Annotated in this window: 12 protein-coding genes; 4 read left to right on the forward strand and 8 right to left on the reverse strand. The window is 70.6% G+C overall.

What is annotated here, in order from left to right:
• Positions 1-10: 10 nt before the first annotated feature.
• The 5 genes from D466_RS0108955 to D466_RS24760 are packed head-to-tail and all read right to left on the reverse strand — an operon-like array spanning position 11 to position 3,201.
• Positions 11-568 carry a hypothetical protein gene (locus tag D466_RS0108955; protein WP_196803453.1) on the reverse strand — a complete coding sequence of 186 codons (558 nt, stop codon included), beginning with the start codon at positions 566-568 and terminating at the stop codon, positions 11-13.
• Entirely contained in the window at positions 559-1,815 is a 1,257-nt protein-coding gene (locus D466_RS0108960) for a PilW family protein (RefSeq protein WP_196803454.1), read from the reverse strand. Before D466_RS0108960 ends, D466_RS0108955 begins: the two co-directional genes overlap by 10 nt.
• Entirely contained in the window at positions 1,790-2,242 is a 453-nt protein-coding gene (locus D466_RS0108965; protein ID WP_018913378.1) for a prepilin-type N-terminal cleavage/methylation domain-containing protein, read from the reverse strand. Before D466_RS0108965 ends, D466_RS0108960 begins: the two co-directional genes overlap by 26 nt.
• Positions 2,232-2,789 carry a prepilin-type N-terminal cleavage/methylation domain-containing protein gene (locus D466_RS0108970; RefSeq protein WP_018913379.1) on the reverse strand — a complete coding sequence of 186 codons (558 nt, stop codon included), beginning with the start codon at positions 2,787-2,789 and terminating at the stop codon, positions 2,232-2,234. The genes D466_RS0108965 and D466_RS0108970 overlap by 11 nt, the downstream gene beginning before the upstream one ends.
• On the reverse strand, positions 2,776-3,201 hold the full coding sequence (locus D466_RS24760) for a type IV pilin protein (RefSeq protein WP_018913380.1): 426 nt from the start codon (positions 3,199-3,201) through the stop codon (positions 2,776-2,778). Before D466_RS24760 ends, D466_RS0108970 begins: the two co-directional genes overlap by 14 nt.
• A gap of 336 nt (positions 3,202-3,537) precedes the next feature.
• On the opposite strand from D466_RS24760, the gene D466_RS0108980 reads away from it, so the two are divergent.
• The 3 genes from D466_RS0108980 to D466_RS0108990 are packed head-to-tail and all read left to right on the forward strand — an operon-like array spanning position 3,538 to position 6,494.
• Positions 3,538-5,145, forward strand: a complete 1,608-nt coding sequence (locus D466_RS0108980; RefSeq protein WP_018913381.1) for a cytochrome ubiquinol oxidase subunit I — start codon at positions 3,538-3,540, stop codon at positions 5,143-5,145.
• A 3-nt stretch (positions 5,146-5,148) separates the two neighbouring features.
• Positions 5,149-6,282 carry a cytochrome d ubiquinol oxidase subunit II gene (gene cydB / locus D466_RS0108985; RefSeq protein ID WP_018913382.1) on the forward strand — a complete coding sequence of 378 codons (1,134 nt, stop codon included), beginning with the start codon at positions 5,149-5,151 and terminating at the stop codon, positions 6,280-6,282.
• Positions 6,283-6,302: 20 nt separating this feature from the next.
• Entirely contained in the window at positions 6,303-6,494 is a 192-nt protein-coding gene (locus tag D466_RS0108990) for a hypothetical protein (RefSeq protein ID WP_038165819.1), read from the forward strand.
• Positions 6,495-6,507: 13 nt separating this feature from the next.
• Here the strand turns inward: D466_RS0108990 and cydC are convergent, their stop codons facing one another.
• Positions 6,508-8,286: a thiol reductant ABC exporter subunit CydC gene (gene cydC / locus D466_RS0108995; RefSeq protein ID WP_018913384.1), complete on the reverse strand. Its 1,779-nt coding sequence runs from the start codon at positions 8,284-8,286 to the stop codon at positions 6,508-6,510.
• Positions 8,283-10,100 carry a thiol reductant ABC exporter subunit CydD gene (gene cydD, locus D466_RS0109000; protein ID WP_018913385.1) on the reverse strand — a complete coding sequence of 606 codons (1,818 nt, stop codon included), beginning with the start codon at positions 10,098-10,100 and terminating at the stop codon, positions 8,283-8,285. The genes cydC and cydD overlap by 4 nt, the downstream gene beginning before the upstream one ends.
• A gap of 255 nt (positions 10,101-10,355) precedes the next feature.
• On the opposite strand from cydD, the gene D466_RS22765 reads away from it, so the two are divergent.
• Positions 10,356-14,033, forward strand: coding sequence for a PAS domain S-box protein (locus tag D466_RS22765; protein WP_051083721.1), 3,678 nt, complete (start codon positions 10,356-10,358; stop codon positions 14,031-14,033).
• Here the strand turns inward: D466_RS22765 and D466_RS0109010 are convergent.
• On the reverse strand, positions 14,030-14,506 hold the full coding sequence (locus D466_RS0109010; protein ID WP_018913386.1) for an Lrp/AsnC family transcriptional regulator: 477 nt from the start codon (positions 14,504-14,506) through the stop codon (positions 14,030-14,032). The genes D466_RS22765 and D466_RS0109010 overlap by 4 nt on opposite strands.
• Between the last annotated feature and the right edge of the window lie 99 nt (positions 14,507-14,605).

The raw sequence follows: 14,605 nt of genomic DNA on the forward strand, positions 1-14,605 counted from the left end.
GGTCGGCGCCTCAGCGTATGCACAGCTTGTAGACGGCCTCGGTATCGGTGCCGACCTGGCCGCGCGCATCCAGCGTGTGCACCCACACGTCGTAGTACACCGCCGTCAGTCCCTGGGTGTTGCAGGCCGAGGTGTCGGTGCGCCCGGTGGGCTGCACGAACACCCAGGCGGTCTGGGTCGTGCCGGTGGGCATGGTGGCCTTCGCGCAGGTGTCCGTGGAGGTGGCCTTGTTGATGCAGGTCAGCCAGTAGTCGGGGCTCGGCGTCACGGCGTTGGCCGGGCTGACGTTGAGGTACCAGGCCTGGGAGGTCGCGGACACCTCCAGCGGGGAGGTGGCGCCGGTGGTGCCGATCTGGGTGGAGATCCACTGCAGCGCCAGGTCGCTGGCCTGGGTGTTCTTCTGGCGCTCGCTGAAGCGGTCGGTCAGGCCGGTGTCGGTCAGCCCGCCGCGCAGGGCGAACAGCGCGCCCAGGAAGATCAGCAGCAGCGCGATCAGCGCGTACACCAGGATGGCGCCGCGCTGGCGCGTCGCGCCGGGTGCGCGGCCGCGTGCGGGGCTCATTCCCATGTTGCGTCCCTCAGCGCGATCACGATGGTGTTGACCTGGAAATGCCGATGCTTCTCGGCGGTGGACACGCTGTAGTCGGTGAAGGCGTCCGGCGCCGTCAGCCCGCTGGCCGGCTGCGGTACCGTGATCTTGGACGGCGCGGTGTAGCTGCTGTCGTCGTACAGGGTGCGCGTGACCACGGCCAGCGCCACCGAGACCACCTGGTCGGTCGCCGGGTTCACGTCGCTCCAGGCCTTGAAGGTGGGAATGGCGGTGCCCGGCGCGGTGCCCTGCGGGATGGTGCCGAACAGGGCCTGCAGGCTGACCACCCCCGGCGCCAGCGCGTCGGTGCCGATCAGGCTGTCGGTCAGGGCGCTGAACACGCTGCGCATCAGCACCGGGTAGCCGTTGCTGTTGTCGATCCAGTACTCGACGATCTGCATCGAGCTGGTGGACTGCCCGAGGTCGAGCAGGCGCGCGTGCTGCAGCTGGCCCACGCTCAGCGTGCCGTAGCTGGTGGAATTGCCCGTGATCTGGGTGGCGAAGTCGCTGTAGGCGTTGGCCGGCATGAGCTTCGAGCCGGGCGTGCTGGTCACCTTGGTGCCGGAAATGGTGGACACGGGAATGCGCATGCACACCAGGGCGCCGCTCATGGGCACCTGCAGCATCGCCACGTCGCCGGCGCTCAGGCCCGAGGTGGTGGTCAGTTGCAGGGTGCCGCTGGTCATGGTGCTCGACCAGCTGCTGCCGTAGGCCGCGGTGGCAATGGGCGACGGCAGCAGCACGTTGGGCGAGGCGCCGGTGGTGGTGTACTGGGGCACCGAGGGCGAGGCCGCGAACAGCAGCACCTGGGTCTTGTTGGACCAGCCCGAGGGCGGATAGCTGGTGGTGCCGTTGGTGAACGGCAGGTTGCCGCCGTGGGTCTGGCCCTGCCCCCACACCGGGTAGATGTTCGGGGGCTGCGTGGTCAGGCTGGAATCGTGCATCAGCGTGAGCGCGCACTGCGCCTGCGCGGCACCCAGCATGAAGCCCGCGCTGTTGGCATCACGGGTCATCAGCGTGAGCACGCCGCGGATGTTGTTGTTCAGCGTACCCAGCGTGGTGGCGTTCTTGCTGCTGCTGGCCGAGAACACCAGCACGCCCAGGATCGACAGCGACATGATCAGGGCCACCGCGATGGCCACCATCAGCTCGACCAGGGTCACGCCGGCCTGGCGCCGGCGCCCGCTCGCCCGCGGAGCTTCAGCTGTGGATGCCGATCTGCGCATGGAATACCTGCGAACGTTGGGTGGAACCGTCGTTCCAGTACAGCGTGGCGGTGATGCCGCAACTGGTCGACGAGCAGCTGTTACCCGAAGCGTCATTGCCCGGCACGATGGTCACGGCCAGGCTGGGAATCTGCGCCTGGGCCTGGGTCAGCCAGTCCTTCAGCCAGCTGGGCATGCTGGCCGGCGCGCTCACCTTGGTGACTCCGCTGGAGGGCAGGCCCGACATGTTGTTGGCCAGCGCGGCCATCAGGCTGTCGGCCGCCGTCTGCACGTTGATCACGTTCTGGTTGGCGAAGGGTGTGGGCGCGCCGCGCGCGTACAGCCCGGCCAGGCCCAGCAGGCCGAAGGAGAAGATCAGCAGGGCCACCAGCACCTCGATCAGGCTGGCCCCGAACTGGCGACGCGGACGCTGGCGCTCAGGATGCATAGCTGGGATTGGGCACGAGGGTGCCGGAGGCGAAGACCTGGAAGGACGCGGTGGTGGTGCCGGTCTTGTACTGGATCACGCCGACCGGCGCGCCGCTGACGGTGCCGATGGAGTTGAAAGTCAGCGTGGCCGCACAACTGGTGGTGGAGCCGCCCACCAGGGAGCAGCTCACCCCGGGCGCGTCCGCCTGCAACTGGGTCGAGCTCAGGGAGTGCCCCGGGAATGCGGTCGACTTGATCGAACTGCTCGAGGCGTCGTACGTGTCCTCGGTGACGCTCCAGGAGCCGTCGGCGTTGAGGGTCATGACCACCGCCTGGCCGGACAGCGCCTCGCCCTGCGCCCAGGCCAGGTCCTGCGCGAACTGGTTGGTCAGGTCGGTGCCGTGCTGGCTTTGCACCAGGGACTGGAAAGAGGGCACGGCGATCGCCAGCAGCACCCCCATGACCACCATGGTGAGCAGGAGTTCCAGCAGCGTGAAACCCGCCTGCGCGGCGTCCGCGCCCGGGCGGGAAGCGGGAAGGGGAAGGGGAAGGTCATTGCACCGCACAGTCGCCCTCCTGGTCCCGGGTCCAGCAGTTCGCGTTGGCGGTCCAGCCCGGAGCCGCGCCCAGGGTCTTCCTGCTGCCCTGGTCGTCCAGGGTGAAGATGAATCCGGCCGCCGGCCCGGTGCCGGTGGCCGTGATGGTGTAGGAGGTGGAGGTCGTCGACGAGCAGGTGATGGTGAAGTTGGTCGCGGTCACCGGGCTGGGGCAGCTCGTCGGATATTTCTCGTTGTCCTGCGCGTACTTCTGCACTTCGTTGGCCTGCTCCACCAGCGCGTCCTGCGCGCCATGCATGTACCCGCGCATGACGTAGGCGTTGTAGGCCGGAATGCCCACGGCCGCGAGCACGGCGACGATCGCCACCACGATCATCAGCTCGATCAGCGTGAATCCCCCCGAAGCGACTGGTCTCACCATGTTGTTCCGCGTTCTCGTGCGCCGGATCCCGGATGGCCGGCCGCGGCAAGGAGCCGGAGGCAGGCATCGGGGTTTGTCCCGAATTTAACGCGATTATCACGGTGAATCGGTTTTGATTTGCCATATCAACCCATGAGATGGCGCACGCCTTGTTGTTTTGACACCATCCGAGGCACCCCCCTGGGGTATTCCCGAACTTTGCGGGCCGTCAAGACGCGCAGCCTCGGCACGGCCTATGGTTCCGTCCTAGGATCCTGCGGGTGGAAGCGACCCACGGCCGTGCCGGCCGGCGCCCGCGCGGATCGCCACTGTTCGATGCGGCTCCGGGAGCATGCGATGATCAATCCCACCGTCGTGGAACTCTCGCGCTGGCAATTCGCCGCCACCGCGCTGTACCACTTCCTGTTCGTCCCCCTCACGCTGGGCATGACCTTCATGCTCGCGGCCATGGAAACCGTGTACGTGACCACCGGTCGCGAGATCTACCGGCGCATGGTGGAGTTCTGGGGCAAGCTGTTCCTGATCAATTTCGCCCTGGGCGTGGCCACCGGCCTGACCATGGAGTTCGAGTTCGGCACCAACTGGTCCTTCTACTCGGGCTTCGTCGGCGACATCTTCGGCGCCCCGCTGGCCATCGAGGGGCTGATGGCCTTTTTCATGGAGTCCACCTTCATCGGACTCATGGTGTTCGGCTGGAAGCGCCTGAGCAAGATGCAGCATCTGCTCGTGACCTACCTGGTGGCGCTGGGATCGAACCTGTCGGCGCTGTGGATCCTGGTGGCCAACGGCTTCATGCAGGACCCGCAGGGCGCGCATTTCAACCCGGTGACCATGCGCATGGAGCTGACCAGCCTGCCGGCGCTGATCTTCAGCCCCGACGCGCAGGCCAAGTTCGTGCACACCAGCATCGCCGGCTACGTCACGGCCTCCATCTTCGTGTGCGGCATCAGCGCCTGGTACCTGTACCGCGGGCGCCACGTCGAGCTGGCGCGGCGTTCCTTCCGCATGGCCGCGCTGTTCGGCGTGCTGGCCACGGCCGGCGTCATCACCCTGGGCGACGCGCTGGGCTTCGTGGGCGCCCACGCGCAGCCCTCGAAACTGGCGGCCATGGAGGCCATGTGGAAGACCGAGCCGGCGCCGGCCGCCTTCAACGTCGTGGCCTGGCCCGACCAGAAGCGCCACGACAACGCCTTCGCGCTGCGCATTCCCTACGTGCTCACGCCGCTGCTGACCCACACCATGGACCAGACGGTGCCGGGCATCGACGCCATCGTGCAGCACAACCGGGAGCGCATCGTCAGCGGCGTGCAGGCGGTGCAGGCGCTCAAGCAGCTCAGCGCCAAACCGGGCGACGCGGCCGCGACGGCGCAGTTCCAGGCCCACGAGTCCGACCTGGGCTACGGCTTCCTCGCCGAGCGCTACGCGCCGGACGACGACCTGGCGCGCCTGAGCCCGGCCGACCTCGACAAGGCCGCCTGGGACAGCATTCCCGACGTATTCGCCGAGTTCTGGAGCTTCCGCCTGATGGTGGGCATGGGGCTGCTGATGCTGGGCTTTTTCGTGCTGTCCACGCTGTTCACGCTGCGCCGCGACCTGCAGCGCCAGCGCTGGTTCCTGCGCCTGGCGCCGTGGATGATCCCGGTACCTTTCCTGGCCTGCGAATTCGGCTGGCTCACCGCCGAGCTCGGGCGCCAGCCGTGGACGGTGTACGGACTGCTGCCCACCTGGATGAGCGCCTCCACCCACAGCGTGGGCTACATGGCCTTCTCGCTCATCGGCTTCGTCACGCTGTATTCGGTGTTCATCGCCATCGAGATGTACCTGATGCTGCGATTCATCCGCCAGGGCCCGCCCGAGCATGACGGCGGGGCGGCCGGGTCGCACCGGCCCGCCTGGGGCGGCGGCTTCGCCCCCGCGGCGGCCATGATGCGCAAGGGAGACTGAGCCATGGACCTGTATCTCGCTCTCAAGGTGTTGTGGTGGCTGCTGTTGGGCGTGCTGCTCATGGGCCTGGCCATCATGGTGGGCATGGACATGGGCGTGGGCACGCTGCTGCGCTTCGTGGGGCGCAACGACACCGAGCGCCGCGTGTGCCTCAACGCCATCGGCCCGCACTGGGACGGCAACCAGGTGTGGTTCATCCTGGGGGGCGGCGCCATCTTCGCCGCCTTCCCGCTGATCTACGCCACGGCCTTCTCGGGGCTGTACATCGTGATGTTGCTGCTGCTGTGGACCATGATCGTGCGTCCGCTGGGTTTCGAGTACCGCAGCAAGATCGCCTCGCCCGCGTGGCGCGAGGCCTGGGACTGGGCGCTGCTGGTCAGCGGCGCGGTTCCGATGATCATCTACGGCGCCGGCATGGGCAACATGCTGCTGGGCGTTCCCTACCACTTCAGCTGGAACATGCGCTCGTACTACACGGGCAGCTTCCTGGCCCTGCTGAACCCCTTCGCGGTGCTGTGCGGGCTGTTGTCGCTGACGCTGTCCATCCACATGGGCGCGGCCATGCTGATGGGGCGCGCCGGCGGTGCCGTGGCGCGTCGCGCGCGCGCGGCCTCCTCGGGCGCGCTGCTGCTGGCGCTCGTGCTGTTCACCGCCGGCGGCGTGTGGGTGTCGCGCATGCACGGCTACGTGCTCGACGCCGGGCCCGCGCCGGCCGCCGCGCAGAACCCGTTGCAGCAGACGGTGAGCCTGCACGCCGGCGCCTGGCTGGGCAACTTCCGCGCGCAGCCGCTGCTGTGGGCGGTGCCCCTGCTGGGCTACGCGGGCATGCTGCTGGCGCTGGCCTCGGTGCGCGCGCGGCGCTCCACGCTGGCCTGGTGGTCGGGCGCGCTGGCCTGGATCGGCGTGATCGGCACGGCCGGCGTGGCGCTGTTCCCCTTCATGATGCCCTCCAGCCTGGATCCCTCGCAGAGCCTGACGGTGTGGAACTCGGTGTCCAGCCTGACCACGCTGCTGTGGATGACCGGCTTCACGCTCGTGTTCGTGCCCCTGATCCTCTGGTACACCAGCTGGGCCTTCTGGGTCATGCGCGGCGAGGTCGATGCGAAGGCGCTGGAATCGGACGAACACGCGTATTGAACGGCAGCTCGGAGAACGCCATGAAAACCTTTTTCCTGTTCGTGCTCTACCTGCTGATCGCGCTGGTCACCATCGTGCTCGGCGTGATCCTGGGCGACTACGCCTCGTGGTATTTCGCGTGGATCGTCGGCACCGTGATGATCGTGCTGGTCTCCGCCGCCGGCGGCGCCTGGCTGGACACGCAGGACGAGGACGAAGCGCTGCCCCGCTGAGGCCATTAGTTAGCTATCCAGCATCGCGGGCGGCTTCGCGCCAGCGCGCCACCGGCCCACGCCAGGCGATGCGCCCGCGCTCCAGCACGGCGACCTCGTCGACCAGCGCGGCCAGCGCGCCCAGGCGGTGGGTGATCAGCAGCACCGAGCGGCCGCGCATGGCCGCGGACAGTGCCTCGTAGAGCTCGCGCTCGGTGTTCGCGTCCAGCGCGTCGGTGGGCTCGTCCAGCAGCAGCACCGGGCCGTCCCGGAGCAGCGCGCGCGCGATGCCCAGGCGCCGCGCCTGCCCGCCGGACAGGCGCGTGCCGCCCTCGCCCAGCGGGCTCTGGTAGCCCTCGGGCAGGGATTCGAGGAACTCGTGCAGCTGGGCCGCGCGGCAGGCCGCGTAGACCTGCGCCGGCGTAGCGTCGGGATCGGCCAGCAGCAGGTTGTCCAGCACCGTGCCGTGAAACAGGTAGTCGTCCTGGCCGACCACGGTGAACAACGCGCGGGCGTCGTCGCCGCGCAGCTCGCGCAATTCGCGCCCGCCGACGCGCACGCTGCCCTGCTGGTACTCGCGCAGCCGGGTGAGCACCTGCAGCAGGCTGCTCTTGCCGGCGCCGCTGGCGCCGACCAGCGCCAGGCGCGCACCCGCGGGCAAGTCCAGGTCCAGCCCGTCGAGCACCCAGGGCAGGCCCTCGGCGTAGCGCATGCGCAGGCCGCGAAGCTCCAGCGCGCCGCTGCCCGGCATCGGCCCCGCTTCCCGGATCGTCGGCTCGGACACGGCCGGCGGGGTGTCGGCCAGCTCGAACACCCGGCGCGCGGCGGCCAGCATCTCGCCCAGCATCTGGAAGGCCAGCGGCAAGGGCGCTACCGCCTCGAAGGCGCCCAGCGCGAACAGCGCCAGCATGGGCAGTTGCGCCGGCGGCGTGCGCCCCGCCGCCACGGCCGGCAGCAACAGCACCAGCGCCGAGCCCACGGCCAGGTTCGCGCACAGCCCGACGGCCGCGCCCGACAGCCCCGCCAGGTCGCTGAGCCGGCGCTGGTGGCGCAGCAACTCGGCGCTGGCGCGGTCCACGCGCCGCAGCGCCAGTGCCTCGGCGCCGTAGACCCGCAGGTCCAGCGCGCCGGCCAGTGCGTCGGCCACCTCGATGCGCAGCTGGTTGCGCTGCAGCAGCGCGCCGGTGGCCGCGTCGCGCCCGCGGCGCCAGGCCCACCAGGGCACGCCGACGCCGGCCAGCGCCAGCCAGGCGCCCAGCAACAGCGCCAGCGCGGGGCTGAACAGCGCCACGGCGGCAAGCATCCCCAGGCTGGCCACCGCCGCCACGCCGGCGGGCAGCAGCAGGCGCAGGTAGACCTGGTTCAGGGTGTCGATGTCGGCCTGCATGCGCGACAGCAGGTCGGCGCTGCGCAGCAGGTCCAGGCGCGCCGGCGCCAGCGGCTCGATGGCCAGGTACAGCCACACCCGCAGCCGCGCCAGGATGCGGAAGGTGGCCTCGTGCGTAGCCAGGCGCTCGAGGTAGCGCCCGCCGGTGCGCGCGATGGCCAGGCCGCGGATCAGCGCGGCCGGCGTGAAGTAGTCGAACACCGCGCCGGAGGCGCCGGCCAGCGCCATGGCGGCGATGAACCAGCCGGAAACGGCCAGCAGCCCGACGTTGGCCAGCACCGCCAGCAGGGCCAGCGCGGCACCGGCCAGCATCCAGCCGCGCTGCGGCGCCATCAGGCGTAGCAGGCGCAGCAGGTCGCGCCGGCCGCGTCCGGGCGAGGCGGTCGGGTGCTCGGTCACGCCACCTCCCTCCCCGGCCGCGCTCATGCCGGCTCTCCGCGCTGCGTGCGCAGCAGGCGAGCCAGGGCGCCGCCGGCCGCGGCGAGCTGCGCCGGGCTGCCCTGCTCGGCCACGCGCCCGGCCTCCAGCACCACCACGTGGTCGGCCAGTTCCAGCGTGCGCAGCCGGTGGGTCACCATCAGCACGGTGCGTCCGCGCACGGCGGCGCGCAGCGCGTCCAGCACCTGTTGCTGCGCATCGGCATCCAGGCTCGCGGTGGGCTCGTCGAGCAGCAGCAGCGGCGCGTCGCGCAGCAGCGCGCGGGCCAGCGCCAGGCGCTGCACCTGCCCGCCCGACAGGCCCGCTCCGCGCTCGCCCAGCAGGGTGTCGAAACCCTCGGGAAGCGCATCGATGAACGCCTCGGCGCCGGCCGCGCGCGCGGCGCGGCGCAGTGCCTGCAGGTCCGCATCGGGGCGCGCCAGGCGCAGGTTGTCGGCGATGCTGGCGGCGAACACATGGGCACGCTGCGGCACCAGCGCGACGCCGCGCAGCCACTCCCGCGTGTCGAAGGACTCCAGCGCCACACCGTCCACCTCGATGCGCCCGCGCTGCGCGCGGGCCAACCCGAGCAGCAGCGCCAGCACCGTGGACTTGCCGGCGCCGCTGGCGCCGACCAACGCGGTCACGCGGCCAGCGGGCGCCTCGAAGGCGCAGCCGCGCAATGCCTCGCGCCCCGGCTCGTAGGCGAAATGCAGGTCGTCGAAACGCAGCGCCGGCGGCGTGGCGGGCGGCCGCGCACGGCCGCCCGCCTGCGCCGGCGGCTGCAGCTCGAACACCGGCTGCAGGCGCTGCGCGGCGCCGATGGCGTCCATGCGCAGGTGGTACACGCCGCCCAGCGCGCGCAGCGGCGCGTAATACTCGGGCGCCAGCAGCAGCACGAAAAAGCCCTGCAGAAAATGCATCTGGCCCCACATCAGCCGAAAGCCGATCAGCACCGCCACCATGGCGATGCTCACGGTGGAGAGGAACTCCAGCACCACCGAGGACAGGAAGGCCACGCGCAGCACCCGCATGGTGGCCGCGCGGTATTCCTCCGACACCTGCTGCACCACCAGCCCCTCGCGCCGGCTGGCGCCGAGCAGGCGCAGCGTAGTCAGGCCCTGCAGGGTGTCCAGGAAGCGTGCCGACAGACGCGCCAGGCGCAGCCACTGCTGCTGGTTCATGTCCTCCGCGCCACGGCCGATCAGCCACATGAACAGCGGGATCAGCGGCGCTGTGAACAACAGGACCAGCCCGCTGATCCAGTCCACCGGGAACACCGCCAGCAGGATGGCGGCCGGCACAAGCGCGGTCACCCGGGCGGTGGGCAGGTAGCGCGCGAAGTAGGCTTCCAGCGCCTCGATGCCGTTGACCAGGCTGTTGACCAGGTCGCCACGCTGCCGGCCGCGCAGCCACAGCGGCCCCAGGCGCTGCACGTGGGCGAGCAGCTCGCCGCGCAATTGCTGGCGCAGCGCGGCTCCGGCCCGGAAGGCCACCCGCTCGGAGCCGCGCACCAGCGCGAAGCGCAGCAGATACAGCACGAGGAGTGCCAGCAGCCACGCCGGCGCGTGGCGCGGCAGCGCACGCTGCTCGACTGCGGAGGCGATGAGGCGCGCCAGCACCCCCGCCTGCGCCACCACCAGCACGCCTGAAGCGGTGCCCAGCGCCACCGCCTGGCGCAGCGCGCCGCGCAGGCGCGGCACGAAGCCGTTCAGCCAGGCCTGCGCACGCGGGTCGCGCGACGGCGGAGCTGTGTCCGGCGCGGGCGGCGTGGGGGTGGGGGCGGAGATGGGGGCGGAGATGGGGGCGGCGGGGGTGGACATCGGCTCGGCAGCCCGGCACGGGGGCCAGGCGTCAAGCTTACGCGAGCCGGCATGCGCGCGGCGGGGCTGGGCCAGGATCCCCGGCGCGCCGGGCGCGGCGTGAAAACATCATGAAACCGCCATAAGTTTTGCGTAGGCGGCCGGCTGAAGGTACGCTGGGAGGGCGTCCTCGCCGGGCGTGGCGCTCCGGCGCGCGCGTGCCGGGCGGGGCTCCTCCGATCGCAGCCTGCAGCGCGAGCCTTTCCGAGTACGCCGATGCGCAGAATCCTCTGGTTCCTGCTGCAGTTCGCCGCCGCCGCCGGCGCGGTGGCGCACGCGCAGCCGGCGCCGCGGGAAATCCGCGTGGTCACGGACGACAACTACCCGCCTTTCGTGTTCCGCGGCGCCGACGGCGCGCTGCGCGGCTACGAGGTCGAGATCTGGAAGCTCTGGCAGCGCAAGACGGGCATCCCGGTCGAGTTCAGCGCCGAGCACTGGGCCGACGCCCAGCACGACCTGCTGGCCGGGCGCGCCGACGTGATCGACATGATCTTCCGCACGCCCCAGCGCGAGCCCTACTACGACTTCTCCAAGCCCTACGCGACGCTTCCGGTGAGCATCTACGTGGACCAGGGCCTCCACGGCATCGATTCGCCGCAGGCGCTGCGAGGCTTCCAGGTGGGCGTCGAGCAGGGCGACGCCTGCGTGTCGCACCTGCGCGCCCTGGGCGTGGATTCGCTGCGCCTGTTCCCGGACTACGCGTCGCTGCTGCGGGCGGCCCGAGCCGGCGAGGTGAAGATGTTCTGCATGGACAACGATCCGGCGGACTATTACCTGTACCTCTACCGCAGCCAGTTGCGCTACTCCAAGGCCTTCACCCTGTATACCGATCAGTTCCGCTGGGCCGTGCGCAAGGGAGATGCCGCCATGCTGCGCACCGTCTCCGACGGCATGGCACGCATCACGCCCCAGGAGCGTGCCGCGCTGGCCGACAAGTGGCTGCGCAAGCCGCTGGACTTCGCCGACTACGCGCGCTGGCTGTACGCCGGCCTCGGCGGCCTGCTGGCGCTGGGCGCGCTGGTCGCCTTGTGGGTGCGCAGCCTGCGTGCGGCGGTGCGCGCGAAGACCGCCGAACTCAGCCGCCAGATGGCCCTGCTCGAACTGGAGCGCGCGCGCCTGCACAGCCTGGTCGAGACCAACCCGGACGGCATGTGGCTGAAGGACCTGGACGGCGTGTACCTGCATTGCAACGAACCCGCGCTGCGCTACATCGGCAAGACCCGGGAACAGGTGCTGGGCCGGCGCGACGGCGACTTCCTGCCGGAGGACATCGCCGCGCGCACCGTCGCCGGCGACCGCGAGGCACTGCGCGGCGGCTGCGAAGTGCGCAGCGAGGCCACGCTGCCCAATCCGGACGGCGGAGACTTCGCGCTCGAGGTCCTGAAAATCCCCGTGCCCGCTCCCGGCGGGGGCTACCTGGGCGTGCTCGGCGTGGCCCGCGACATCTCCGAGCGCAGGCGCATGGAAAGCACCATCCGGCTGTGGGCGGAGGCCTTCCGCAACGCCGGCTTCGGCCTGTCCATCTCGGATGCGCGCAGCAACCGCTACCTGGACGTCAACCCCGCCTTCGCGCAGCAGCGCGGCTACACGCGCGAGGAACTGACCGGCCAGCCCGTGACCAGCGTGATTCCCGCCGAGATCCTGCCGCGCTATCTGGCCAACCGCGCGCGCGGCGACGAACAGGCCCACTCGGTGTACGAATCGCTGGCCTTGCGCAAGGACGGCTCACGCTTCCCGGTGCTGCTCGACGTCACCGTGATGTTCGACGACGACGGCCGCGCGGAGCGGCGCATCGTGTATTCGCTGGACATCAGCGAGCGCCTGCGCAGCGAGAACGAACGCCGCCTGTGGGCGCACACCTTCGAGCATGCCGGCTTCGGCGTGGCCGTGTCCGACGTGCACAGCGACCAGATCGTGGCGGCCAACCGCGCCTATGCGCGCCAGCGCGGCTACGCGGTGGACGAACTCATCGGCATGCCGCTGGAGCGCCTCTACCCGGCCGACCGTCGCGACCAGGCGCGCGAGATGCTGGAGCGCGCCGCCCAGCAGGGGCATTGCGTGTTCGAGTCCGAGCACCTCACGCGAGGCGGCCAGCGTATTCCCGTGAGCCTGGACATGACCCTGGTGCACGACGACGAAGGGCAGGTGCGCTACCGGGTCGTGTACTCGCAGGACATCACGGCCCGCCGCCAGGCCGAGCGCGAGCTGCGCATCGCCGCGGCCGCCTTCGAGTCCCAGGAAGGCATCGTGGTCACGGACACGCGCGGCAGCATCCAGCGTGTGAACTCGGCCTTCTCGCGCATCACGGGCTGGAGCGCCGCCGAGGCCATCGGCCGCCACCCGGCCATGCTGCGCCCGGAGCAGCGCCGGCCCGGCCTGGGCGCGGGCCCCTTGCGCGGCCTGGCGCGCAACGGCTACTGGAGCGGCGAGACCTGGAGCCGGCGCAAGGACGGCGAGGCCTTCCTGGCACGGGTGGCCATCTCCGCCGTGCGCGACGAGGCCGGCACGGTGCAGCACTACGTCGGCACCATGACCGACATCACCGAGGAACGCGAGGCCAGGCGCCAGGCCGAGCGCCTGGCGCGCCACGACCCCCTGACCGACCTGCCCAACCGACAGTACCTGCGCGAGCTGGCCGGCGCCGCGCTGGCGCAGGCACGCAAGAGCGGCGAGCTGGGCGCGTTGATGATGCTCGACGTGGACCATTTCGCACTGATCAATGCGGCCCACGGGCACCGCCACGGCGACCTCGTGCTGGTGGAGCTGGCCCGGCGCCTGCGCCTGGCGCTGCGCCCCGGCGATGCGCTGGGGCGGTTCACCGGCGACAAGTTCGTCGTGCTCATGGAAGGCATCGGAGGCGAATGGATGCATGCCACGCACCGCGCCGGCGCCGCCGCGGCGCAGATGCGCGAGGCCGCCGGCGCGCCCTTCGAGTGGCCGGACAAGCGCATTCCCGGCGTCGGCCTGAGCATCGGCCTGAGCCTGTTCGGCCCGGAGACCGACGCGCGCCTGGACAGCGATGCGCTGCTCGCGCAGGCCGAGGCCGCGATGTACCGGGCGCAGGAAGCCGGACGCAACATCACCCGCGTGTTCGAGCCTTCGATGCAGGCCGAGCTCGACGCCCGCGGCCGGCTGGTGGACGACCTGCGCGCCGGCATCTCCCAGGGCCAGTTGCTGCTGCACCTGCAACCCCAGGTGAACGGGGAAGGCCAGGTGCTCGCGGCGGAGGCGCTGGTGCGCTGGCAGCATCCCACGCGCGGGCTGCTGCAGCCCGGCAGTTTCATCGGCGTGGCGGAGGAGACGGGGCTGATCGACGCGCTGGGCCGCGAGGTGCTGCGCATGGCCTGCGCGCAGATCGCCGCGTGGTCGCGCGAGCCCGCGACGCGCGAACTCTCGCTGTCGGTCAACCTCAGTGCGCTGCAGTTCCGGCGCGAGGACTTCGTCGCCGAGATCCTCGACACGGTGGCCGCCTCGGGCATCGATCCGCGCTGCCTGAAGCTGGAGCTGACCGAGAGCATGGTCATGGACGACCTGGACGACGCCGTGCACAAGCTCGGCCGGCTCAGGAGCCACGGCCTGCGCATCGCGCTGGACGACTTCGGCACCGGCAGCTCCTCGCTGTCCTACCTCACGCGCCTGCCGCTGGATCAGCTGAAGATCGACAAGGCCTTCGTGCGCAATCTGCCCGACAGCCGCAGCGACGCGCTGGTGGCGCAGACCATCATCGCCATGGCCAGGGGCCTGGGCCTGGAGATCGTGGCCGAAGGCGTGGAGACGGACGCGCAACTGCGCTTCCTGCGCGACCACGGCTGCGAGCTCTACCAGGGCTACCTGCTCGGGCGCCCGGTGCCGATCGAGCAGTTCATGCGCTCGGCGGCCTTGCAGGTGGATTAGCGCGCCAGCGGCAGCCGCACCTCGGCCTTGATCTCCTTGAGCACGATGCTCGAGCGCACGTGCGTGACCCCCGGCAGGCGGAACAGCACCTGGTGCTGGAAGCGCTCGTAGCTCTCGATGTCGGGCTGCGCGATGGTCAGCAGGTAGTCGGCCTGGCCGGTGGTCGACAGGCAGCGCACGATCTGCGGCACCGCCAGCACCGAGCGCTCGAAATCCTCGACGATGCTCTCGCTGTGCCGGCTCAGGTTGATCTCGGCCACCACCAGCAGGTTCAGGCCGACCTTCGCGCGGTCCACCAGCGCGGTGTAGCCGCGCACCACCCCGCTGGCCTCCAGTTCCTTCACCCGGCGCCAGCACGGCGTGCTGGACAGGCCGACCTTGTCCGCCAGCTGCTGCACGGTCTGGCGCGAATCGCGTTGCAGCTCCTCGAGAATGCGCCGGCTGTAGGCGTCGAGGACAAATTGCTCGCTCATACCCATTCCCCCGAAATTCCTTCCCGATTCTGCGCCGAAACGGGGGAATCCGGAAAGATTTTTTCTCCGTCCGGGCACTATGGTTCTTGTGCTCTCCTG

The sequence above is a fragment of the Thiomonas sp. FB-6 genome (assembly GCF_000377645.1).
Taxonomy (GTDB): Bacteria; Pseudomonadota; Gammaproteobacteria; order Burkholderiales; family Burkholderiaceae_C; genus Thiomonas_A.